Origin of the sequence: Isoptericola croceus (assembly GCF_029382255.1) — a bacterium.
Classification (GTDB): Bacteria; Actinomycetota; Actinomycetes; order Actinomycetales; family Cellulomonadaceae; genus Isoptericola; species Isoptericola croceus.
This window is the reverse complement of the sequence record NZ_JARLLG010000001.1, coordinates 770,155-792,350: the sequence shown is the minus strand read 5'-3', so window position 1 is coordinate 792,350 and position 22,196 is coordinate 770,155. Positions and strand designations below refer to the sequence as shown.

At 70.5% G+C, this 22,196-nt stretch carries 20 protein-coding genes and 1 tRNA gene; 3 read left to right on the top strand and 18 right to left on the bottom strand.

What is annotated here, in order from left to right; genetic code table 11:
• Position 1 precedes the first annotated feature (1 nt).
• The 4 genes from rpoB to PZC42_RS03630 all read right to left on the bottom strand — a co-directional run bounded on the left by rpoB (position 2) and on the right by PZC42_RS03630 (position 7,701).
• A complete protein-coding gene (gene rpoB, locus PZC42_RS03645; protein WP_277208522.1) occupies positions 2–3,514 on the bottom strand; it encodes a DNA-directed RNA polymerase subunit beta in 3,513 nt (1,170 codons plus the stop codon).
• A 490-nt stretch (positions 3,515–4,004) separates the two neighbouring features.
• The gene (gene rplL / locus PZC42_RS03640) at positions 4,005–4,394 is read right to left on the bottom strand and encodes a 50S ribosomal protein L7/L12 (protein WP_277208519.1); all 390 of its coding nucleotides are present in this window, start codon (positions 4,392–4,394) and stop codon (positions 4,005–4,007) included.
• A gap of 84 nt (positions 4,395–4,478) precedes the next feature.
• Positions 4,479–5,009 carry a 50S ribosomal protein L10 gene (gene rplJ, locus PZC42_RS03635; protein WP_277208516.1) on the bottom strand — a complete coding sequence of 177 codons (531 nt, stop codon included), beginning with the start codon at positions 5,007–5,009 and terminating at the stop codon, positions 4,479–4,481.
• A gap of 496 nt (positions 5,010–5,505) precedes the next feature.
• On the bottom strand, positions 5,506–7,701 hold the full coding sequence (locus PZC42_RS03630) for a CHAT domain-containing protein (RefSeq protein WP_277208513.1): 2,196 nt from the start codon (positions 7,699–7,701) through the stop codon (positions 5,506–5,508).
• 87 nt (positions 7,702–7,788) lie between these two features.
• Here PZC42_RS03630 and PZC42_RS03625 point away from each other — a divergent pair, with 87 nt between their 5' ends.
• Positions 7,789–8,073: a hypothetical protein gene (locus PZC42_RS03625; protein WP_277208509.1), complete on the top strand. Its 285-nt coding sequence runs from the start codon at positions 7,789–7,791 to the stop codon at positions 8,071–8,073.
• A gap of 36 nt (positions 8,074–8,109) precedes the next feature.
• Here PZC42_RS03625 and PZC42_RS03620 read toward each other — a convergent pair whose 3' ends face one another.
• The 8 genes from PZC42_RS03620 to PZC42_RS03585 form a co-directional block, all read right to left on the bottom strand.
• Positions 8,110–9,861: a S8 family serine peptidase gene (locus tag PZC42_RS03620; protein WP_277208506.1), complete on the bottom strand. Its 1,752-nt coding sequence runs from the start codon at positions 9,859–9,861 to the stop codon at positions 8,110–8,112.
• Positions 9,862–9,923: 62 nt separating this feature from the next.
• On the bottom strand, positions 9,924–10,424 hold the full coding sequence (locus PZC42_RS03615; protein WP_277208503.1) for a hypothetical protein: 501 nt from the start codon (positions 10,422–10,424) through the stop codon (positions 9,924–9,926).
• Entirely contained in the window at positions 10,415–11,023 is a 609-nt protein-coding gene (locus PZC42_RS03610; protein WP_277208500.1) for an RNA polymerase sigma factor, read from the bottom strand. Before PZC42_RS03610 ends, PZC42_RS03615 begins: the two co-directional genes overlap by 10 nt.
• 256 nt (positions 11,024–11,279) lie before the next feature.
• Entirely contained in the window at positions 11,280–11,987 is a 708-nt protein-coding gene (rplA, locus tag PZC42_RS03605; RefSeq protein ID WP_277208498.1) for a 50S ribosomal protein L1, read from the bottom strand.
• Between the two features lie 197 nt (positions 11,988–12,184).
• The gene (rplK, locus tag PZC42_RS03600) at positions 12,185–12,616 is read right to left on the bottom strand and encodes a 50S ribosomal protein L11 (RefSeq protein WP_277208495.1); all 432 of its coding nucleotides are present in this window, start codon (positions 12,614–12,616) and stop codon (positions 12,185–12,187) included.
• 95 nt (positions 12,617–12,711) lie between these two features.
• A complete protein-coding gene (gene nusG / locus PZC42_RS03595; protein ID WP_277208492.1) occupies positions 12,712–13,536 on the bottom strand; it encodes a transcription termination/antitermination protein NusG in 825 nt (274 codons plus the stop codon).
• A gap of 64 nt (positions 13,537–13,600) precedes the next feature.
• Positions 13,601–13,855, bottom strand: a complete 255-nt coding sequence (gene secE / locus PZC42_RS03590; protein WP_277208490.1) for a preprotein translocase subunit SecE — start codon at positions 13,853–13,855, stop codon at positions 13,601–13,603.
• A gap of 135 nt (positions 13,856–13,990) precedes the next feature.
• Positions 13,991–14,066 (bottom strand) — tRNA-Trp (locus tag PZC42_RS03585).
• 205 nt (positions 14,067–14,271) lie between these two features.
• Here PZC42_RS03585 and PZC42_RS03580 point away from each other — a divergent pair.
• Both PZC42_RS03580 and PZC42_RS03575 read left to right on the top strand, forming a co-directional pair.
• Positions 14,272–15,345 (top strand): adenosine deaminase, encoded by a 1,074-nt coding sequence (locus tag PZC42_RS03580; RefSeq protein WP_277208486.1) that lies wholly within the window; start codon positions 14,272–14,274, stop codon positions 15,343–15,345.
• A 172-nt stretch (positions 15,346–15,517) separates the two neighbouring features.
• Complete coding sequence (locus tag PZC42_RS03575) at positions 15,518–16,525, top strand: L,D-transpeptidase family protein (RefSeq protein WP_277208483.1); 1,008 nt, start codon at positions 15,518–15,520, stop codon at positions 16,523–16,525.
• 50 nt (positions 16,526–16,575) lie between these two features.
• Here the strand turns inward: PZC42_RS03575 and PZC42_RS03570 are convergent, their stop codons facing one another.
• From PZC42_RS03570 to PZC42_RS03545, 6 genes are all read right to left on the bottom strand, one after another.
• The gene (locus tag PZC42_RS03570) at positions 16,576–17,802 is read right to left on the bottom strand and encodes a UDP-N-acetylmuramate dehydrogenase (protein ID WP_438802896.1); all 1,227 of its coding nucleotides are present in this window, start codon (positions 17,800–17,802) and stop codon (positions 16,576–16,578) included.
• Positions 17,799–18,404, bottom strand: coding sequence for an ABC transporter ATP-binding protein (locus PZC42_RS03565; protein WP_277208480.1), 606 nt, complete (start codon positions 18,402–18,404; stop codon positions 17,799–17,801). Before PZC42_RS03565 ends, PZC42_RS03570 begins: the two co-directional genes overlap by 4 nt.
• Before the next feature lie 101 nt (positions 18,405–18,505).
• The gene (locus PZC42_RS03560) at positions 18,506–20,644 is read right to left on the bottom strand and encodes an ABC transporter permease family protein (protein WP_277208478.1); all 2,139 of its coding nucleotides are present in this window, start codon (positions 20,642–20,644) and stop codon (positions 18,506–18,508) included.
• On the bottom strand, positions 20,641–20,976 hold the full coding sequence (locus tag PZC42_RS03555; protein ID WP_277208475.1) for a hypothetical protein: 336 nt from the start codon (positions 20,974–20,976) through the stop codon (positions 20,641–20,643). The genes PZC42_RS03560 and PZC42_RS03555 overlap by 4 nt, the downstream gene beginning before the upstream one ends.
• A 228-nt stretch (positions 20,977–21,204) precedes the next feature.
• Positions 21,205–21,648 carry a HepT-like ribonuclease domain-containing protein gene (locus PZC42_RS03550; protein ID WP_277208473.1) on the bottom strand — a complete coding sequence of 148 codons (444 nt, stop codon included), beginning with the start codon at positions 21,646–21,648 and terminating at the stop codon, positions 21,205–21,207.
• Positions 21,645–22,181 carry an XRE family transcriptional regulator gene (locus PZC42_RS03545; protein WP_277208470.1) on the bottom strand — a complete coding sequence of 179 codons (537 nt, stop codon included), beginning with the start codon at positions 22,179–22,181 and terminating at the stop codon, positions 21,645–21,647. The genes PZC42_RS03550 and PZC42_RS03545 overlap by 4 nt, the downstream gene beginning before the upstream one ends.
• Positions 22,182–22,196: the final 15 nt, after the last annotated feature.

Here is a 22,196-nt window from a genome sequence, read left to right as displayed (position 1 = left end):
ATCAGATCTCGTCGACCGTGGTCGCCGAGTTCGGACGGCGGGAGAGGTCGATGCCGAGCTCTTCCGCAGCGCGGTACACCTCGTCGTCGGACTCCTTCATCTCGATCTGGACGCCGTCGCTGGAGAGCACCTCGACGTTCAGGCAGAGGGACTGCATCTCCTTGAGGAGAACCTTGAAGGACTCCGGGATGCCCGAGTCGGGGATGTTCTCGCCCTTGACGATCGCCTCGTAGACCTTGACGCGGCCCGGGATGTCGTCGGACTTGATGGTGAGCAGCTCCTGGAGCGTGTAGGCCGCTCCATATGCTTCAAGAGCCCACACCTCCATCTCACCGAAGCGCTGGCCACCGAACTGCGCCTTACCACCCAGCGGCTGCTGCGTGATCATCGAGTACGGGCCGGTCGAACGCGCGTGGATCTTGTCGTCGACGAGGTGGTGGAGCTTGAGGATGTACATGTAGCCCACCGCGACCGGGTCCGGGAACGGCTCCCCGGAACGGCCGTCGAACAGCGCAGCCTTCCCGTCGAGCCCGACCATGCGGTCGCCGTCACGGTTCGGCAGCGTCGTGGAGATCAGGCCGCGCAGCGCGTCCTCCTCCAGACCGTCGAACACCGGCGTGGCCACCGGGACGCCCGGCTCGGAGCGCTTGGCGTGCTCCGGGAGCTTCTCGCGCCACTGCAGGTCGTCGCCCTCGGCGAGCTCGACGTCCCAGCCTCGGCTGGCGACCCAGCCCAGGTGGGTCTCGAGGACCTGCCCGACGTTCATGCGGCCGGGCACACCGAGCGGGTTGAGCACGATGTCCACGGGCGTGCCGTCGGGGAGGAATGGCATGTCCTCCTGCGGCAGGATCTTCGAGATGACGCCCTTGTTGCCGTGACGGCCGGCAAGCTTGTCACCGACCGTGATCTTGCGACGGTTGGCGATGTAGACGCGCACGAGCTGGTTCACGCCGGCGGGCAGCTCGTCGCCGTCCTCGCGGTTGAACTCGCGCACGCCGATGACCGTGCCGGACTCGCCGTGGGGCACCTTGAGGGACGTGTCGCGAACCTCGCGCGCCTTCTCGCCGAAGATCGCGCGCAGCAGACGCTCCTCGGGGGTCAGCTCGGTCTCACCCTTCGGCGTGACCTTGCCGACCAGCACGTCGCCGGCCCCGACCTCGGCACCGATGCGGATGATCCCGCGCTCGTCGAGGTCGGCCAGGACGTCCTCGGAGACGTTCGGGATGTCCCGCGTGATCTCCTCGGGGCCCAGCTTGGTGTCGCGGGCGTCGACCTCGTGCTCCTCGATGTGGATCGAGGACAGCACGTCGTCCTCCACGAGACGCTGCGACAGGATGATCGCGTCCTCGTAGTTGTGGCCCTCCCACGACATGAACGCCACCAGCAGGTTGCGGCCGAGCGCGAGGTCACCCTCGTCGGTCGCGGGACCGTCGGCGAGCACGGAGCCCACCTCGACCCGCTGGCCGGCGTCGACGAGCACGCGCTGGTTGTAGCTCGTGCCCTGGTTCGAGCGACGGAACTTCGCGGCGCGGTACGTGGTGGTGGTCGCGTCGTCGTTCTCCACCGTGATGAGGTCGGCCGAGACCTGAGTGACCACGCCCGGCTTGGAGGCGACGATCACGTCACCGGCGTCGATGGCGGCACGGCGCTCCATGCCGGTACCGACCAGCGGCGCCTCGGACCGCACCAGCGGCACGGCCTGGCGCTGCATGTTGGCACCCATGAGCGCGCGGTTCGCGTCGTCGTGCTCGAGGAACGGGATGAGCGCGGTCGCGACCGACACCATCTGGCGCGGCGAGACGTCCATGTAGTCGACGTCGGCAGCCAGGACGTCGTCCGTCTCGCCGCCCTTGGTGCGGACCAGGACGCGGTCGAGCGCGAAGGAGCCGTCGTCGGTCAGCGTGGTGTTCGCCTGCGCGATGACGTGGCGGTCCTCGTCGTCAGCCGTGAGGTAGACGACCTCGTCGGTGACCCGGCCCGCCACGACCTTGCGGTAGGGCGTCTCGATGAAACCGAACGGGTTGATGCGACCGAACGACGCGAGCGAGCCGATGAGGCCGATGTTCGGGCCTTCCGGGGTCTCGATCGGGCACATGCGGCCGTAGTGCGACGGGTGGACGTCGCGGACCTCCATGCCGGCGCGGTCGCGGGACAGACCACCGGGGCCCAGCGCGGACAGACGACGCTTGTGCGTCAGGCCGGCGAGCGGGTTGTTCTGGTCCATGAACTGCGAGAGCTGGGAGGTGCCGAAGAACTCGCGGATCGACGCCACCACGGGGCGGATGTTGATCAGCGTCTGCGGCGTGATGGCCTCGACGTCCTGCGTCGTCATGCGCTCGCGCACGACGCGCTCCATCCGGGACAGGCCCGTGCGGACCTGGTTCTGGATGAGCTCACCCACGGCGCGGATACGACGGTTGCCGAAGTGGTCGATGTCGTCCGTCTCGATGCGGACCTCGTAGGGCTCGCCGTCGCGCGTGCCGTCGATGGTCGTCTTGTCGGCGTGCAGCGCGGCGAGGTACCTGATCGTGGCGACGACGTCGTTGACGGACAGCGTGCTCTCGCTGAGCTCGGCCGAGACGCCGACCTTCTTGTTCATCTTGTAGCGGCCGACCTTGGCGAGGTCGTAGCGCTTCGGGTTGAAGTAGAAGTTCTCGACGAGCGCACGGCCGGCCTCGACCGTCGGCGGCTCGCCGGGACGGATCTTGCGGTACAGGTCGACGAGGGCCTCGTCCTGGGTGTGGACGTGGTCCTTCTCGAGGGTGTCGAGGATCGTGGGGAAATCGGCGAACTCCTCGCGGATCTCCGACTCCGTCAGACCGAGCGCCTTGAGCAGCACGGTCACCGGCTGCTTGCGCTTGCGGTCGACGCGCACGCCGACGGCGTCGCGCTTGTCGATCTCGAACTCGAGCCACGCACCGCGCGACGGGATGATCTTCGCGGAGTAGACGTCCTTGTCGCTCGTCTTGTCCGGAGTCCGCTCGAAGTAGACGCCCGGGGACCGGACGAGCTGCGAGACGACGACGCGCTCGGTGCCGTTGATGACGAAGGTGCCGCGGTCGGTCATGAGCGGGAAGTCGCCCATGAACACCGTCTGGCTCTTGATCTCACCGGTCGTGTAGTTGACGAACTCGGCCGTGACGAACAGCGGGGCCGCGTAGGTGAAGTCCTTCTCCTTGCACTCGTCCACCGTGTACTTCGGCGGCTCGAAGCGGTGGTTCGAGAAGGAGAGGGACATCGACTGGCCGAAGTCCTCGATCGGGGAGATCTCCTCGAAGATCTCCTCCAGTCCCGAGGCGTCCGGGACGTCGTTGCGGCCGGCCTCGACCGCGGCCTCGACCCGGGCCCGCCAGTTCTCGTTCCCGAGGAGCCAGTCGAAGCTCTCGACCTGGAGCCCGAGCAGGTCGGGCGCCTGGAGCGGCTCGTGGATCCGGGCGAAGGAGACGCGGCGGGAGGCGGTGCGGTTCGCGATGGCGTCGGCGGACGGAGCAGAAGGGGTGCGCGAGGCAGCCAAGAGGGGTCCTTCCCTGCAGTTCGATGGCACGCTGTACGCTCGGTCCTGCGACGGGCACCAAGCCGCGGGCGAAGGGCCGCTCCGCAGGGCATCCGGGGGTGACCTCAGGATCTCAGCGAGCGGGACATCGTCGGCGGGAGGGGCGTCCGGGCACAGGCGAGCGCAAAGCGTTAGCGTAGCCGAAACCGCGGAACATGTCCACCCGCGTGGGCGCGCGAGCGGACGTCCTCGGCTTCGTGGGTTGTGAGGACGTTGTCTCGGTGGCCGCCATATGCCGCCCAAGAAACGGTACCCACCGACGTTACCGCCCGCCCGAGGCTGTCGCCACCCAGACGGCCGAGCCGTTGCTCACACTCCCCCGGGCCTCCACACCTTCCCCACGAGCGCACGACGAAGGCCCGCCCCCTTGCCGGGGACGGGCCTTCGTTCCGGAGACTCACCGCGACCGAGGCCGCGGCATCACCCGTGAGTGCGGCTCAGGCCGCGATGCTCACTTGAGGGTGACGGTGGCGCCGGCGCCCTCGAGCGCCTCCTTGGCCTTCTCCGCGGCGTCCTTGTCGACACCCTCGACGACCGGCTTCGGCGCGCCGTCGACCAGGTCCTTGGCCTCCTTGAGACCGAGGGACGTGAGCGCGCGCACCTCCTTGATGACCTGGATCTTCTTGTCGCCGGCCGACTCGAGGATGACGTCGAACTCGGACTGCTCCTCGGCAGCCTCGGCCTCGCCGCCACCAGCGGCGCCGCCCGCGGCAGCAACCGCGACCGGAGCGGCGGCGGTGACGTCGAACTTCTCCTCGAAGGCCTTCACGAACTCGGAGAGCTCGATGAGGGTGAGCTCCTCGAAGGCGGACAGGAGCTCGTCGGTGCTGAGCTTCGCCATGATGTGGCGTTCCTTTCAATCAGCGCTTCGCGGGCCGGGCGGCCCGCCAGAAGCAGGGGGTTGTGTGTCAGGGCGTCCGCCAGGTCAGGCGGCGACGCCCTCCGAGTCCTGCTTCTGACGCAGGGCATCGATGACTCGGGCGACCTGGGCCGGCTTGGCGGAGAAGGCGTACGCGGCACGCGTCAGCGTGGCCTTCAGCCCACCAGCCACCTTGGCCAGGAGAACCTCGCGCGACTCGAGGTCCGCGAGCTGGGTGATCTCCGCAGCGGTCAGCGGGTTCCCATCGAGAACACCGCCCTTGATGACCAGTGCAGGGTTCGCCTTGGCGAAGTCACGCAGGCCCTTGGCGGCCTCGACCGGGTCCCCGGTCACGAACGCGATCGCAGAGGGGCCCTTGAGGTCGGCGTCGAGACCCTCGACACCCGCCTCCTTGGCCGCGATCGTCGTCAGCGTGTTCTTCACCACGGCGTAGGTTGCGTTGCCGCGCAGCGACCGTCGCAGCTCCTGGAGCTGCGTGACGGTGAGCCCGCGGTACTCGGTCAGCACGGCCGCGTTGGTCTCACGGAACTTGTCCGCGATCTCCGCGACGGCGGCTGCCTTCTCCGGCCTCGCCATGGCAATCCTTCCGGTGGTGGAGCCACCGGTCACCCCGGGAAAAGAGAAAGAGCCCCGGCGCAGGCGCACGGGGCTCGGAACTCACAGCGGAACTGTGGGATCGTCGTCTGTGTCACCTGCGCAGGCCCCCGCTCGATGCACGGGACTTCGGTCTTCAGCCGTTCGGAGCAAGCTCCGGGCAGCATCTGACGACCGGCGGTCTTGGGTTACCCGAGTACCTTACACGACGACGACGGCGGTACGGCACCCCGGCAGGGAGGCGCGCGTCACAGCGGCGGGGGGGGGGGGGGGGGGGGGGCCCCCCCCCCCCCCCCCCGACCACCTCAGTGGCTCGCCGTCATGGGCATTGCTGCTGCAGCGGTCACACCCCAGGCCAGGACGGACGACGCGAGGAGGAAGGTGCCGACGGCGGCACGGCGGATGTTCTTCGTCATGGCAGATCTCCTTCAGTGGGTGTCACCGCAGGTCAGCGGCATTCGGATTCTATGCGGACCGCTCACGGCGGTAGTGGACGGTACAAGGACAACGGGCCGAAGCACACGAGCGGGACCGGCTCCGCCTCCTCCGCGGCCGCGTCGGCGAGGGCGGCGGCGGGCCCCAGGCCCTCCCGCAACGAGACGTGCAGGCGTGGCATGACCCGAGCGGCGACGTCGTCCCGCAAGGGAGCGACCGCCGCCACGACGGCCCTCGCCCCCAACCTCAGCAACACGCTCGTCAGGCCGAGCGGTTCGCCGCCGATGCGCGACGACGCCCGGCCCACCTCGCACGCCGAGAGAACGACGACGGCGCCTCCCAGGTCGGTCCCGTCGAGCTCGTGCGCGTACAAAGGGCCGTCCGCCAGCCGGACCGACGAGAACAGCGGGTTGTCCGGCTCGTGGGTGCCGTGGGCGGCGAGGTGGACCACCGAGGCGCCCTCGAGCGCCGACCCGGTGGCCTCGCAGGTAGCCTGCGGGCCAGTGAGCAGCAAGGCGTCGTCCCACACGCGGGCGACGAGCTTCGCCTCGTCCTCGGCTGCGGTCAGGTCCGGACCCGCGACGACGACGGCCCGTGCGGCAGCTGCGGCCGGCTCGACCGTGTGCAGGTCGACCCACGAGTTCACGGAGGTCGCCGCGCCCCTGCGAGATGGCATCGCGGCCCAGGGCGCACCGAGCAGCTCACCGCGGGCCGCGACATGCAGCGTGCCAGGTACCTCGAGCGGCACGAGCAGCATCTCGTCGATACGCGCCAAAGAACGCCGGGCGGAGGCTGCGGCGACCTCCCGCATGCGCGGCGGGATCAACCGGTTGGCGAGCACCTCGGTGTCCCGGCGCACCCGACGGACCAGCTCGAGGAGCTCGTCGGCGGCGCACAGCTCGGCCATCCGTACGCCAGCCGCATCGACGCGCAGCGCCATGATCCGATCGGTGAGCAGGTACGAGACCACCACGTCCTCAGCGGCGGCCCTCCGCAGCCGGTCGATGGTCGCGGCGGCCGTCGCAGGCAGGGGCTGGAGGACGCCAGCCGATACCGGGAGCTGCCACGACCGCCGCCGGGCCTGCTCCTGGAGGCGACGCGACTCCGCCGATCGGCGGGCAGAGCCTTCCCGCTCGTCGGCTTCGGTGCTCGTGGCCAGCTCCCTGGCCTCCTCACCGGCTCGCCGGGCTCGCACCAACAGGTCGGCGAGCTCCGGGTCCGACGGCGGACGCACCCGCGCTGCGCCGGCGAAGGCGGCGCGGCCCCGCTCAGTCGCGTCGAAGACCGCGCGAGCACGACCCGTGGCCATCGCCGCCTCGACGTCGACCCGCGCGAGCCTCCCCCCGTGCGCAGCCGCGGCAGTGACCGCGTCGACCGACCCGACCCGTGCCCGATGGTCCGCCAAGATCTCGTGCCCCCGACGCACCGCGCGCAACCCGGCTCGCCGGTCACCTCGCGCGAAGGCCACCTGCGCCAGCACCGACTGGTGATGGACGCGCAGCGGGAGCGGGCTGGCCTCGGAGCGCAACCGCCTCGGCAGGCTCCCGGCGATCTCGCCAGCGCGCACCGTCTCACCGGCGAGGAGCGCCCACTCGACGGCGAGCAGACGGGCTGCGACGGCCACCGCTGCACCCGCGCCGGGGCCGTGGCGCTCGGCGTCGTCGGCGAGCATCAGCGCACTCTCGCTCCGACCGCGCAGCGTCGACCGACGTCGCGAGCCCCGCTCCCGGTCAGCCCCAAGGCGCGCCTCCAGCGCCACGACCTGGGCCTGTTGCGACCAGGCAGTGTTCCCCATCCGGGCGAAGGCCCGACGGGACTGGTTCGCCGACCGGGCCGCGTCGTCGTATCGCTGCAGCAGCACGGCGCACCGGGCCCGGCCGAGCAGGGCGTCGGCACGCTCACCCGTGAGGTCATCAGTGACGAGGAGAGTGGTCGAATCAGCGAGGACTCGTTCCGCCTCCGTCGCGAGCCCCGCGTCCAGCAGCACCTGCGCCCGGCTCACCTCCGACCACCCGTCCGGGCCCCCGGGCTGGAGCTGGGCGGCCGCCTCGAGTTGACGTAGCGCCGCTGGGAAGTTGCCCTGGAGGTAGCGGGCCCAACCCAGGTTGTGCAGGGCGAAGGCCGCATAGCGGTTGTTGCCAACCATTCGCGCGTGGTGCAGAGCTCGTTCGTGGTCCTGGACGACGGCCGTGAGGTCTCCGAGCTCCAGCGCCGCCGCCGCGCGGTTGATGTGCAGCACCGCCAGGTCCCGATGGTTGTTCGACGAAACTACCGAGAGCGCCCTGTCGAAAGATCTGAGGGCCGTGATCGCGTCCCCAGAGCGGATGTGAAGCAGCCCTTCCTGCCCGTGCGCGAGACCAGCCAGCCGTGGCTCGCCCGCCATCGTCGCGACACGGAGCGCCTCTGCCACCAACCGATGCGCGACGTCCGAGGCACCTGTGATCGCATGGACGCAGGACGCCTCGCCGACGAGCGCCCGGACGCGCAACTCAACGACCCAGAGGCCGTGCTGCTCCGGGTCCAGGGGCGCAACGTCGCGCAGCAGGGAGCGGTAGGCACGCGACGCTGGGCGCACCCGGGACGCAGCGTTGAGTTCCTGCGCCTGTCGTAGTCGCTCGTCGTAGGCCGCCCTGTCGATCCCTACCTCCTACACGTCGGCCCCGCCGCTCACCGCGGGATCGAGGGTGGTTGTCCTGGTCACAGCATCCCACGCGGCCTCAACGCCGGCACCGGTCGCGTCCCGACCCAACCGTGCCTGGGCGATCTCCGCGGCCAGGTAGGGCGCTGCGAAGGACGTCCCGCTCCACGTCGCGTACCCGCCGGTGAAGTCGTCCGGGTCGACGGACGCGCGGATCTCCGGCCGCAGCCGTTCGGGCACCCGGGCTTGAGGTGTCTGTGGCCCGTCGAGCGTCGTCGGCATCGTCGAGAGGACGGCCGCCCCCGGACGCACACACGTGACCCAGGACCCGTCGTTACTGAACACCGCGACCGTCCCGTCCGGGTTCGACGCTCCGGCGACGAGCAACGGGGGGTGCTCCATCGAGAGCTGGTTGTAGTCGACCGGTGCCACGCCGCCGATCTCGTGCATGAGGTGTGGTGCCCAGGCCGCCGGGAACATCGGACGGGTCGTGCCGTCGTTGCCGGATGCCGTGACGACGACGACGCCGGCCCGACGAAGCGCCCGCAGCACCCGGCGCAGCGGCCCGTCATACCCGTAGTCGGCCGGCTGCTCGTGGTAGTAACCCATGGCCAGCACCACGACGTCGACTTGGTGGTAGCCGTCGTCTCCCGCCACGCCCCTCTGGTGGTAGCGAAGCAGCCGCCACAGGGTGTGCAGCACCTGCCACTCCGGGATGTCTCCGGACCCACCGAATGCCCGGACAGCCATCAGGACCGCATCCGGGCACACCTGGTGCACGATCCCCGCCATGAACGTGCCGTGACCAGCCACCGGGTCGAGCGGCCCCGTCAGAGGGTCGACGCTGAGCCCGCCGAATTCGGCGTCCTCCGAGTCGTACTGCGGGACCGGGAACGTCCCGACCGGACGGCCATCGAGCGAGGCCGTCCGCACGACGACCGCGCTGTCCTGCGGATCCTGCGGGTCGTACTCGCCGAACCACGGGTGCGAGCCGATCCCTGTATCGACGATCGCCACGACCGGACGGCGCGTGCCGTCGGCCGCCACCCAGGGTGTCGGCCCGTCGGCCAGTACGCGACGCGGAGGACCACCCAGGTATCGCACCGGTGTCAGTCCTCCTGTCCCGGGCCGGCCGTACTCGTCGAGGGGGCTGGCCGGAAGGGGTGTGGTGCGTGGTCTCGCCCCCGGGACGAACGGCAGCGGTGTCGTCCGGCCGCCACGCTGCGCGCGCAGGACGTGGTCGAGGCCCACGCGGGGCGTGTGCTCCTCCCCCTCGTCGCCCTCATCACGAGCGTCCAGCTCGCTGAGCTCACCCGCGACCCGTTCGAGCACCTGCCAGGCATCGACCTCGACGTCGTCGTCCCGCTCGGGGACCAGCCGGAGCGCGTAGCCGAACGTCTCGTCATCGACGTCGTCCACCGCCAGGTCGCCGAGCGTGCCGTCGTACGTGACTCGATAGCCCATCTGCGTGGCGATTCGACGCACGCCGTCGATCCAGGTCTGCGGTTCCTCCGCGGCGTCCGCGGGCCAGGGGTCGAGCGCGACCACCGCGCGCTCGCCGCCCGCCGTCAGCGTCCCCACCTCGGGAGCGACGGCCTCGCGCAACCCGTCAGGCAACGCGCCCCGCACGATGAGCCGGTCGGCCACGTAGGTCGTCGCGTCGACCCGGGTCGCTCCCGGGCTCCGGCGAACCCTGTCCGGGTCCAGGTGCCGGACGGGACGGCGCCCTCCGGCGGCGTCGGCGACGGTTGTCTCGTTCACGTACTCCTCCTCAGGGGCGGGCGCGGACGCGCCCGCAGGTCAGTCGGGTGTGGGGAAAGGGTCTACAGCTCGATGACGGGCGTGGTGATCGGCACGTCGTCCTGCTCCACGAGCAGGCTGGCCAGCCCGCGCGGGACGTCCTCCAGGACGAACCGCCCGTCGTCGTCGGCGGTGGTGCTGAGGTCTCCGTCGGGCCGGCGCAGCACGATCGGCAGGGCGCCCGTGGGCGCGAGCCAGCCATCGACGCGCACCGTCCCCGGCAGGTTGCCCGGCGACAGCGCGATCATCACGGTCAGGCGTTCGTGCGTGAAGGTGATGGTGCGCGTCTCCAGCGGCGACGCGTCGCCGCGCACCGAACCGGCCGGGACCTCGAGGACCATGAGGTCCATGACCTCCGACTCGAGGCCGGCGAGCGTCATGGCGAAGCACGACCGCTCCACGAGCCCCTCCGGGACGGGGTCGACCCGCTCGCTCAGCTCGGCCACCCGGGCGAGCAGCGCGAGGTCCGTGCCGCCCAACGGCTCGTCAGCGCCGGGCACGTCGTCGAGATCGGTCATGTCCATGAGGTCTCCCCCTGCTCGGTGAGGACGGCTCGCAGCTTGGCGAGGCACCGCCCCCGGGTGGCGCCGATGCTCCCGATCGGCATGCCGATCGCGGCGGAGATGGACCGGTAGTCCGGACGGTCGGCGAGGGAGACAAGGCGCAGCAGCTCCTGGCAGCGATCCGGCAGCTCGCGCAGCGCGCCCCACAGCAGGCGGTCCCGCTCGTCCTGCAGGACCTCGGCCTCCGGGCCCGGACTCGGGTCCGGCAGCATCCCCGAGGCGTCGGCGTCGTCGTCGGGCAGCTCCGTACGCCGCACCTCGTCGGCACGCCCCTTGCGGACGGCCTCCCAGGCGGCGCGCCGAGCCGTCACGAGCAGCCACTTGAGGGTGGCCTTGGGCTCGGAGATCGTCTCGGCGTGGCCTACCAGGGCCGTCCACGTCTGCTGGACGACGTCGTCGGCCACCTCGCGGGCGACACCCTGCGCCCGCACCGTCCGCCACAGCAGCGGCGTCGCCTCCCGGACGAACTCGCTCATGGCCTCGGTGCGGCCCACGCGATACCCGAGCAGCGCTGCCGCGGCTCGATCACCCAGGCTCTCCGTCTCCGGTGGACTGGTCATCTCTCGTCGCGCGTCCTCGTGATCCGGTGCGCCGGACGATCCGACGGCTGCCCACGAGCCTAGGGCGGCACAGTGCGCCCCGCGGCGCCCTCCGGGTCCGCCCATGAGATTTCACCCTCCGCACGATCAGCTCTGTCGTCGAGAGGGAGGGGCGGGACGCGCGTCTGATACGTCGGTCGCGAGATCTCTTGCGGACGACGACGGCCCGGCACCCTCGCGAGGAGGGTGCCGGGCCGTCGTGGTGCGGAGGCTGGTGTCAGCTCTCCAGCAGGCGCGTGGTGCGCGACTGGTCGAGCGGGATGCCCGGGCCGAACGTCGTCGCGAGCGTCGCCTTGGTGATGTAGCGGCCCTTCGAGGACGACGGCTTCAACCGCAGGACTTCGTCGAGGGCGGCGCCGTAGTTCTCCACCAGCTGCTCCTCGGAGAACGAGGCCTTGCCGATGATGAAGTGGAGGTTCGCGTGCTTGTCGACGCGGAACTCGATCTTGCCGCCCTTGATGTCGTTCACGGCCTTGGTGACGTCCATGGTCACGGTGCCGGTCTTCGGGTTCGGCATGAGGCCGCGGGGACCGAGGACCTTACCGAGGCGCCCGACCTTGCCCATGAGGTCCGGCGTGGCGACGGCCGCGTCGAAGTCGGTGTAGCCGCCGGCCACCTTGGCGATGAGCTCGTCGCTGCCGACCTCGTCGGCGCCGGCCGCCATGGCCTCCTCGGCCTTGGCGCCGTTCGCGAAGACGATCACGCGGGCCGTCTTGCCGGTGCCGTGCGGCAGGTTGACCGTGCCGCGGACCAGCTGGTCCGCCTTGCGGGGGTCGACGCCGAGACGGAAGGCGACCTCGAGGGTCACGTCCGCCTTCGAGGAGGCGGACTCCTTGGCCATCTTCACGGCCTCGAGGGGCGTGTACAGGTTGTCGCGGTCGATCTTCGCCGCGGCGGCGCGGTACGCCTTGCTGCGCTGTGCCATCTGCGTTCTCCTTGCTGCAGTCGTGGTCGACGGGTCTGCGCGGACCCTCCCACGTGCCCGACGACTGTCGCCGGGGCTTGTTCGTCCTCGATGGACGGGGGTGGACGTCAGTCCTGAACGGTCTTCCGGTCGCGGAGCGACTGCGCTCCGGCTTCGGCAGGACTCGCTCCGCTCGTCCTACCTCCGCCTGCGCTCCGTCACTCCGCGACGGTGATGCCCATCGAACGAGCGGTGCCGGCGATGATCTTCTTCGCGGCGTCGATGTCGTTCGCGTTGATGTCCGGCATCTTGGTCTCGGCGATCTCCCGGACCTGGTCCTGGGTGAGCTGCGCGACCTTGACGGTGTGCGGCGTCGCCGACCCCTTGGCCACACCAGCGGCCTTCTTGATGAGCTCCGCGGCCGGCGGGGTCTTCGTGATGAACGTGAAGGAACGGTCCTCGTAGACCGTGATCTCCACCGGCACCACGTTGCCGCGCTGCGACTCGGTGGCCGCGTTGTAGGCCTTGCAGAACTCCATGATGTTCACGCCGTGCTGACCCAGCGCGGGGCCGATCGGCGGGGCGGGGTTCGCGGCCCCGGCCTGGATCTGGAGCTTGATGAGGCCGGAGACCTTCTTCTTGGGAGGCATGGTGCTTCCCCTTCCTGTGTCATGGGCCGACGCCGTGGGCGATGACCCGGTTGCATGACGCCGTTCGCGCGGTGCGCCGGAGACCGGCGCGCCGGTCAGATCTTGGCGACCTGGTTGAACGACAGCTCGACCGGGGTCTCCCGGCCGAAGATGGAGACGAGGACCTTGAGCTTCTGGGCCTCGGCGTTGATCTCGGAGATGGTGGCGGGCAGCGTGTCGAACGGTCCGTCCGTGACGGTGACCGACTCGCCGACCTCGAAGTCGACCTCGATGGACGGTCGAGCAGACGCGCCACCGGTTCCCGCACCGGCGCCGGCGGCGGCCTTCTTGGCGGGCTCCTCGAGCATGGTGGGGGCGAGCATCCCGAAGACCTCGTCCAGCGACAGCGGGACCGGCTGGTGGGTGTGCCCGACGAAGCCGGTGACGCCCGGCGTGTGGCGCACGGCGCCCCACGACTCGTCGGTGAGGTCCATGCGCACCAGGACGTAACCGGGGATCCGGACGCGACGGACGGTCTTCTTCTGCGCGTTCTTGATCTCGGTCACCTCCTCCATGGGGACCTCGACCTGGAAGATGTAGTCCTCCATGTTGAGGCTCTGGATGCGGTTCTCCAGGTTGGCTTTCACCCGGTTCTCGTAGCCCGCGTAGGAGTGGATGACGTACCAGTCGCCCAGCTGCGCACGCAGCGTGCGACGGAGCTCGTCGGCGGGGTCCTCGATCTCCGCGGTGACGTCGGCGTCGTCGGCCGGCTCGGTCTCGGCCTGCTCGGCGACGTCGGCGTCTTCGGCCGGCTCGTCGGTGACGTCCGCCGCCTCGGTGGCCTCCGCGTCGTCGGGCACGTCGTGGTCGGCCTCGACGCCGGTGGCGTCAGGCTGCGTGGGGTCGACGTTCTCCGCCTGCTCCAGAGGATCCTGGGACACGAACGAACCTGCTTTCTGGCTTCGGATGTGGGCTACGGACCGGGCGTTCGACAGCTGGTCGGGATCAGTTCCCGAAGAGCCAGCCGGCGCCCTGGCCGACGACGAGGTCGAGCCCGGTGACGAAGAGCATCGCCACCGTGACGAACACGATCACGACGATCGTGTAGTTGATCAGCTCCGCACGGGTCGGGGTGACCACCTTGCGGAGCTCACCCACGATCTGGCGGATGAACAGCGCGATGCGGGCGAAGATGCCGCGACGCTCCTTGCCCTGTCCGGCATCGTGCGTCCCAGCGGCCTCAGCCGGCAACTCGCTCACTTCGACCTACCCCGTTTCGCGATCACACCGCAGCCACGCCGCCTGCCGGCGACGTACCCACGGCACAGACTCCTGGCGTTCGGGTCACGCGTGATCGCATGGCCCCGCTGCGCGCGGCCCCGCGGGGGATCACGCTGGCAGGGTAGACAGGACTCGAACCTGCAACCTGCGGTTTTGGAGACCGCTGCGCTACCAATTGCGCCACTACCCTTCGTGCCCGACGACGACGCACCGGTCGAGCCCTGCGGGCGCGGTCCAGCGTGGCGGCCGTCAACCACCGAGGGACAACTGTACGCGACACCGCGCCGTGGGTCGAACCGCCCGCGCGGACAGGTCTGTCACACGTCTCACAGGGTCGGCCGGGCTCCCCCGCCGCGGCCCGCGGCGGGTCGTCCGGACGATGACAGACTAGGCGGGTGCGTGACCTGGCGAAGCTCCCGAAGGCCCACCTGCACCTGCACTTCACGGGGTCGCTACGGGTCTCCTCCCTGCGCGAGATGTCCGACCAGCACGGGGTGCGGCTGCCGTCCGCCCTGACGGACGGCGTCGCGCTCCGGGTGCCGGCGGACGAACGGGGCTGGTTCCGGTTCCAGCGGCTGTACGACGCCGCCCGGCACTGCGTCCGCTCGGAGGCCGACATGCGCCGGCTGGTCGACGAGGCCGCGGCCGACGACGCCGCCGAGGGTTCGGGCCGGCTCGAGATCCAGGTGGACCCCACCTCGTACGCCCCGTTCGTCGGTGGCATCACGCCGGCCGTGGAGATCGTGCTCGACGAGGCCCGGGCAGCGAGCGCCGCGCACGGGGTGGAGGTCGCCGTCGTCGTCGCCGCCTCGCGCATGAGGCACCCGCTGGACGCCCGGACCCTCGCCCGGCTCGCGGCCCGGTACGCCGGCGACGGGCCCGGCGAGGTGGTCGGCTTCGGACTGAGCAACGACGAGCGCCGAGGCGACACCTCGGAGTTCGCGCACGCGTTCCGCATCGCGCGCCGCGCCGGGCTGGCCTCGGTGCCGCACGGCGGCGAGCTGCTGGGCCCGGCACACCTGCGTGAGGTCGTCGGCGCCCTGGCCCCTGACCGGCTCGGCCACGGGGTGCGCTCCGTGGAGGACCCCACGCTGCTCGGCTCGCTCGTCGAGTCGGGGGTGACGCTCGAGGTGTGCCCGGCGTCCAACGTAAGCCTGGGCGTCTACGAGCGGGACGACGACGTCCCCCTGCGCGAGCTGGTCGACGCCGGGGCGCAGGTGGCGCTCGGCGCGGACGATCCCCTGTTGTTCGGCTCGCGGCTGGTGCACCAGTACGAGACCTCGCGGACCCTGCACGGCTTCACGGACCCCGAGCTCGCGAACCTCGCGCGCGCCTCGATCCGGGGCTCACGCGCCTCGCAGGGGACCAAGCAGCGGTTGCTCGCCGGGGTGGACGACTGGTTGGCCGACGAAGAGACCGCCCGCCCGGTCACCGGGTTCCCCCCGCCGTCACCTCCCGTCGGGGGATGACCGCCGCACGAAGAGGCGCCAAGGCGACGAGGCGTCGCTCAGGTCACGAGACGGTGTCGATCACCTGTCGGACGGTGTCCAGGCTCGCCATGCGCGCTCCGTCACGGCAGGGTAGAGACCCGCGACGGCGGGCACGGCCCGCACACGGCCGGTCCCGGAGAGATGGAGCACGATGACGACGACCACGACTGCCCTGCGCCGATGCCTCGTCGCGGCCGCAGCAGGCCTCTCGCTGCTGCTCGTCCCCGGCTGCGCAGCGCTGTCCGATCCCACCGGACCTGACCCGGCGGCGGCCTCGTCCGCCGCACCGACGGCGACGGGACCGTCGCAGGAGACCAGCCCGACGCCGTCGGACGCGGTGGAGCCCCCGGCCGAGGTGCCGGCGAGCGCCTCCCCGAGCGCGACGCCCGAGGTGCAGAGCCCGTCGCCGAGCGAGGAGCCCTCGCAGGAACCGGACGACGAGCCCTCCGCCGAGGACACCGAGGAGCCGGAGGCCGCCGGCGAGGACGATGAGGCGACCGACGGCGCCGAGGCAGGCGACGAGACCGAGCAGGCCGAGAAGAAGGCGGACAAGAAGCCGCAGCATCTCGAGCACGGAGCCTCCGGCAAGAAGGTCCGGGCGCTGCAGGAGCAGCTCGTCGACCTCGGCTACTTCCTTCCCGAGGCCGACGGCTCGTTCGGACCGCAGACGCAGCAGGCGGTGTGGGCGCTGCAGAAGACGGCGGGTCTGGGCCGGGACGGCGTGGTCGGGCCCAAGACACGCAAGGCGCTGAAGGACGGCGTGCGGCCGAGCGCGACGTCGTCGTCGGGCAAGGTCGTCGAGATCGACCTCGACCGCCAGCTCGTGCTGGCCGTCGAGGACGGCCGTGTGGTGCGCACCATCAACGCCTCCTCGGGCAACGGCGAGACGTTCGAGGCGAAGGGACGCAGCTACCGGGCGAGCACGCCGCGCGGGAAGTTCGCGGTGTACATGGAGCGCGACTACCTGCACGAGTCGACCCTCGAGCTCGGGTCGATGTACCGGCCGAAGTACTTCACCGGAGCCATCGCCGTGCACGGGTCGCCGTCGATCCCCCCGTGGCCGGCCTCGCACGGGTGCATCCGGGTGTCGAACTCGGCGATGGACTGGTTGTGGGACTCCTGGGGCATGCCGCAGGGCACACCGGTCGTCGTCCGCTGACGGTCGCCCGCCGCTGACCGCGCCGAGCTGGCGCGGGCGCGACCCGCTGCTCAGAGAGCGAGGCCGACGAGGACCGGTTCCGGCTCCAGGTCGATGCCGAACTCGTCGCGGACCCCGTCGCGGACCGCGCGCGCCAGCGCCACCAGGTCCTGCGCCGTCGCGCCGCCCCGGTTCGTCACGGCCAGCGTGTGACGCGTCGACAGCCGTGCCGGGGAGTGCTCCCCCGCCAGGCCGAACCCCTTGGTGAAGCCCGCGTGCTCGATCAGCCACGCCGCGGACGTCTTGACGACCGACGGGTCGATCTCACCGAGCGCCGGGCCCGTCGTCGTGGTCGGCGTCGCCGACCGCACCGGGTACCGCGGAGCGTCGTCGGGCAGCCGGCCCGCCGCCTCGATCGGCACCACCGGGTTGGTGAAGAACGATCCGGCGCTCCACCGGTCGTGGTCCGGCGCCGCCGCACCCCCCACGCCGTCCAGCAGCATGCCCTTGCCGCCGCGCAGCTCCAGCACGGCCTCGCGCACCTCGGCGGACGGCGCCCGCTGGCCGACCTCGACACCGAGGCGGCGCGCGAGCTCCGCGTACCCGACCGGCGCGGAGAGCGACCCCAGGCGCATCTGCAAGTTCACCTGCAGCACCACGTAGCGCGGCGTCGGGTACCAGAGGTCGGCAGCGCCCGTCGCCTGGTCCGCACGCATCGTGCGCTTGAGCACGCTCGAGCGGTAGCCGAAGCCCAGCTCGGACAGGGTCAGGAGCTTGCGCTGCCCCGTCGCCCGGTCCCAGGTCTGCACCGACGCCACCACACCGGAGACTTCCTGGCCGTACGCACCGATGTTCTGCACCGGGGCCGCGCCCACGGTCCCCGGGATGCCGGACAGCGCCTCGACCCCGACCCACTCGTTCGCCACCGCCTGTGCCACGAACGTGTCCCAGTCCTGCCCCGCAGGCAGGCTCAGGCTCGCCCCACCGCAGGCACCGTCCGTACCGCAGGAGTCCGCCAGGTCCGCCTCCAGTCCCTGGCGCACGTCCCGCACGACCACGCCGTCGAACCCCTCGTCGGCGACCAGCAAGTTGGAGCCCCCACCGACGACCAGCAACGGCGTGCCGGCATCGTCCGCCGACCGCACGGCATCGATCAGCTCGGCCTCCGTCGTCGCCTCGACATACGTCTCGACCGGGCCGCCGACCCGCAGCGTGGTCAGGTCGGCGAGGGTCGGCGAGGGCTCCGGCCCGACGGCGTCGGTCGGCTCGGTCGCGGTGCTGGCGGCGGTCTGGCTCACCCGTCCAGGGTAGACGGCGCCAGGCGACCGGTGTCCATGACGTACCGTTCATCCGCTCGGGAGGCGACGGCTGGATCATGGGTGACGACGAGCAGGGCACACCCGGTGCTTGCGGGGAGACTGAAGAGGAGATCGGCTGAGGTCTCGCGCAGCTCCGCGTCGAGCGCACCGGTCGGTTCGTCGGCGAGGACCAGCCCTGGCCCGTTGATCAGTGCCCGCGCCATGGCGACGCGCTGCCGTTCGCCTCCAGAGAGCACCGCCGTCGACCGATCGGCCGGGATCTCGAGCTCATCGAGCAGGCCGTGGGCCCGCGTCCGCGCGGCGGCCTTTTCCTGGTGGGTGAGCAGGGCCGGAAGCATCACGTTCTCGATCGCCGTGAGCTCGTCCAGCAGCTCGGCATTCTGGAAGACGACACCGATGTGCTGGCCGCGCAGGTCGGCACGTCGGGAGCGGGAGAGAGTCGACATCTCCGTCTCGCCGACCCGAACGCTGCCGCCTGTCGGGCGAATCAGCCCCATCAGGACGGCGAGCAGCGTGGACTTCCCCGAACCAGACCTTCCCTGGATCGCCGCCGACCGCCCGCCGGCGACACAGAGGTCCACGCCATCCAGGATCGTGGTCCGCCCCGCTCGGTAGCGGACCTGCCGGCAGGACAGCGCCGCGGCTGAACACGTGTCAGATGGTGGTGTTGTCTCGATCTGGGTCATGACCTCTCTCCTCCAGGACGCCAGGACCGCACGGCCCGCCGCCCCTCATACACCTCGTGCGCGGTCGCCCCGGAAATCGCCACAGTGGCGAGCAGACAGAGCACGGCGATGGTCTGGCGGACCGGTCCGCCGTCCGCGCCGCCAGCGTCGACGACCCATGACAAGTGATACGACGCGAGACCACCGGCAACGGCGACGGTCGCAGCAACGACAGCGCCGCGCATCACCGCGCGACGGACGGTCAACCCGGTACGACCCGAGACCGCCGCGAGCGGAGCCCCTCGCCGGGCGGCCAGCGACGACGCCTGCCAGGTACGCAGGAACACCACCGCCATGAGCATCGACGAGCCGATCACCCCGAACCACACGATCCACCGTGACTGATGAACGGCATTCAGCGCCCCCGCCCGCCAAGCGTCTCCGGGGATGCTCACCGACCAGCCAGGCCGCACCACCGTATTGAGCACGTGCTGAATCTGTGACCGATCAAGCTGACCGGCAGGGTCGATCACCACCATCTGGCTCGACGAGAGGTCGTCGCCAACCGCGATCGTCGGAGGTCCGGCACTCGTCACCAGCGGATTCCCCGAGCCGGCAACTTCGTCCCATGGCCACTCGGTGGGCACCTCGTTCAGCCCTGACAGACCCAATTCCTCAAGCATGGCAACGGATCCGGTGATGGTGGCGGGGAACTCGATCTCGCTGTTCGGGAACTCTCTGACGCGGGTCGCGACATGGACCACGTGCAAGTTCTCGGCCAAGTCCGCGACAATCTGGTCGAGTGCGGGCTGCATCGACCGTTCCCGGGGCACACCGATCACCACATAAGAGCCGTCGTGAGGCTTAGCAGTCGACTCGGCGACAGCGTTCTCGGCGTAGGACAGCGTGAGCATCGCGAAGATCTGAGACACCAAGAACACCGCCATCGCGCAGCCAGCAGCGAGGCGCGCACTGCCGCGGGGCGCGGACCGTAGTTGGGCACCGGCGACCAACATGGCCGGGTGGCCGCCGCGCGATCCCAGTTCCCCGATCAGTGCGCCCGAGGTTCTCGTCAGCCACCCACAGACCGTCGGCAGCAGGATCAGCGACAGCATGCTTCCACCGAAGACCCAGAGCGCGGCTTCATCGAGGCTGCCTCCGACGCGGTTGATCGCCTCACGGCCAGTCAAGAGGACGATCACCGCGGCGAGGGCTGCTACCCAGCCCGGGTATCGCGGTTCGCGACCACGAGGCCGGGCACCGCGAACGCGCGCAGGCCTGGTCGCGACGAGGACGACACAGATCGCAGCGACGATGCTCCCCGCGACGACCGACCAAAGTGCCGGCGCTGCTGCCCGGAAGTCCTCGGATCGAAGCCAGTACCCCGCGCCGAGCAGCGGCAGATCGACAAGCGAACCGGCGGTCAGGACCCCGCTGGCCACCGCAACTCCGGTCAGCAGCGGCAGCGCGGCACGGCGTGCTTCGAGGCGGACCAGACGGCCCGGGCGAGCGCCCAGGGTTTCGAGGATCGCGTGGCGACGACGACGCTCCTCGTCCCCCAGGTGGGCGGCGGTGGCCAAGAGAGCCATGGCCGGTGCCACGAGGAAGAACAGGACGAGGTAGTACACCCTCTCGGCGTATTCGACGATCCAGATCTCTCCGGCCATGTTCACCCGATTGGCGGCGCCGAACCCGACGGCGTGCTCCCAGTTGCTTCCATCGAACATCGCGGGTGCAGGGACGGCATAGACGAGGTCTTCGGTCGGCTGTACCAGACCGCTGGTGTCGACGGTGCCCACAACCTCGCCATAGACCACGCCGATCTCGTCGACCCTGTCAGCCAGAGACGGAGAGACAACAGCGGTACCTGGTTGGGGCCACTGGGTCAGGCCGGGGGGCGGGGGCGCAGCGCGATCGAGGGGATCCAGGTAGACGACGGAGAATTTTCTACCCGGCCCCGCCGAGAAGGAGTGCGCAAAGCGGAAGGAAGCGATCTCGTGGTCGACCGTGACGATGGGAGTCCGGTCGGCGGAACGCTGGTAGCGCCCGTCATAGGTTGTGTCGATCAGCACGAGCGCCGCGAACGACAGCACCACGAGTGCTGTCGCCGCGGCGATCGCGACCGCCTGCGTCAACCCGATGCGAGCAGGTGTCACAGGTGCTGATTCCAGGCGGTGCACGCCATCGGCAGCGCTGTCCGCGAGATGCAGGCCTTGACGTGTTCGATCCCGCTCGCGTTCCCGGACGCCGATGAGTTGGCACCGCTCTTGTTGGTGACCGAGGTCTCGGCGCCGCTCGGGAGCAGTCCGATGGCCCTGGTGGACTTGTCGTCAGCCTTGGTGTCCCTGCTGATGAGCTTGTTCGACGTGCTCTGCGCTTCACTCCCGGTGCGCGACGCCATGGCGGCATCAGCCGCCCCCGTCCCGAGAAGCCCGTCGACGACCAGGGCGGCCAACGATCGGCCGGGGATCGAACACGTCTTTCTCATGAGATTCCTCTTCTTTTCGACTGGCTGGACACCGCCATCTTGCCCACCCCCCGCTAGCGCACCCCCGTACAGCGAGGCGTGATGTGCAGATCTTGCGAAGGTCGCCTGAGAGACCTCCGCTGGGCTGGCACACCGGCCCAGGCCGTCGGCGGCGCTCGTTCTCGGGAAGCCGCTACGACGAGGTCGCAGGCGTCGCGGCGGACGGGCCACTCCCTTCCCCCATGACGTCTACCAGCCCGGTCGCCCTCTCGGCGTGTCCTTGGGACCGTCCCGGGAAGCGGCCTCGTCCGCGGCGCCGACGAGCTGGCGCCGGGCCTGACCGACGACCGACCTCAGCGCCTCCCGCACGGCTGGGACGTCGATCGTCAGCGTGCGCCAGAGCTCGTCGTAGTCGATGCCCCGGTAGGCGTGCACGACGACGTTGCGGTTGTCCCGGATCGCGCGCCACGGCACGCCCGGCATCGTCTCGCGCCAGCCGGCGTCGAGCCGCTGGACCGCCTCCCCCATCCGGTTGCAGAGGGCTTCCGCCGCATACCGAAGCATCTCGTCCGATGCGTAGGCCTCCTTGCCACGCTCGACGAGCGCTCCGCACGCATCGAGGGCATCCCCGAGGTCGACGAGATCAGCGGCGACGCCTTCGGGAAGCAGCTCCCGCTCGTTCACATCGTTCACAGGTCGCGAGCGTCGCGACGGATGTACACGTCACGCGGTGGCCGGAGCGCGGTCGAGCTGACGACGTCGACGTGGACACCGAGCAGATCCTCGACCTCAGCAGCAAACGCCGAACGGTCGAACAGCGTCGCGTCGTCCCGGGGCGTCACCAGGAGGTCCAGGTCCGAGGACGGGCCGTCCTCGCCCCGTGCCACCGACCCGAAGACCTGGACCCTGTCCATCTTGTGGCGTCGAGCGGCATCGACCACGGCGTCCCGGTGCTCGATGAGCAGGCGCGACGGAGGGACAGCATTCACCAGGTCGATCCTCGGCCGGAATCCGGCGCCGGCGAGCAGCCGGGACAGCATCCCGAGGCTCGGTTGGTGCCTCCCCGACTCGATGCGCGCGATCGTCGTCTGCGCGACTCCGGTCCGGTCTGCGAGAGCCCGCTGCGTCAGGCCACGCCGTGCGCGTGCCTCGCGCACCAGCGAAGCAGCGTCACGGCCCGGTCCGACGAACTGGTCGGACGGGTCGATGCTCTGAGCGGCATCCATCGCGACCTCCCTTGA